Origin of the sequence: Gordonia sp. N1V (assembly GCF_029269935.1) — a bacterium.
Lineage (GTDB): Bacteria > Actinomycetota > Actinomycetes > Mycobacteriales > Mycobacteriaceae > Gordonia > Gordonia polyisoprenivorans.
Map to the genome: position 1 here is coordinate 1 of NZ_JARJDD010000120.1, position 429 is coordinate 429.

General features: G+C 63.2%; 1 protein-coding gene. It reads right to left on the reverse strand.

What is annotated here, in order from left to right; translation table 11 throughout:
* Positions 1-121: 121 nt before the first annotated feature.
* Positions 122-429, reverse strand: a 308-nt coding sequence (locus tag P3L18_RS28395; RefSeq protein ID WP_276116015.1) for a hypothetical protein, incomplete at its 5' end; no start/stop codon positions are given.

The following is a 429-nucleotide window of genomic DNA, read 5'->3' on the forward strand; positions in this document are numbered from 1 at the left end:
TGGGTGAGATCATCCCTAACGAACTGTGCCTCCTGTCATGATTGTAGAATCGAATTTAATTGTCAAGTCCTGCAGTAAGATTCGCGCGAGTGTGTGGTTACCCCCGTTTGCCGGACATCGGTTAAGCGGCTTCGGTAGCCGCCTCGATCGGCGAGTCCGGGCTGGGGTCGGGGGTGAGGATTTCGACGAGGTCGTAGTAGCCGTGTCCGATCGGGACTCGGCTGCGGCGGATTCGGTCGGTGGGCGCCATCGATCCCCGGTCGTCGCGTGTGGCGAGATCGGTATCGGGCTTGTCATCTCGCCGGGTCTCGAGGCTCGCCGCACGCGGCTCGCACCTCGACCATCGGGCGGAAGCGTTCGAATGACGCTCCGGGCCTTCCCATCCGATGGTCGAGGTGCCGAGGAGCGCCAGCGACGAGCCTCGAGACC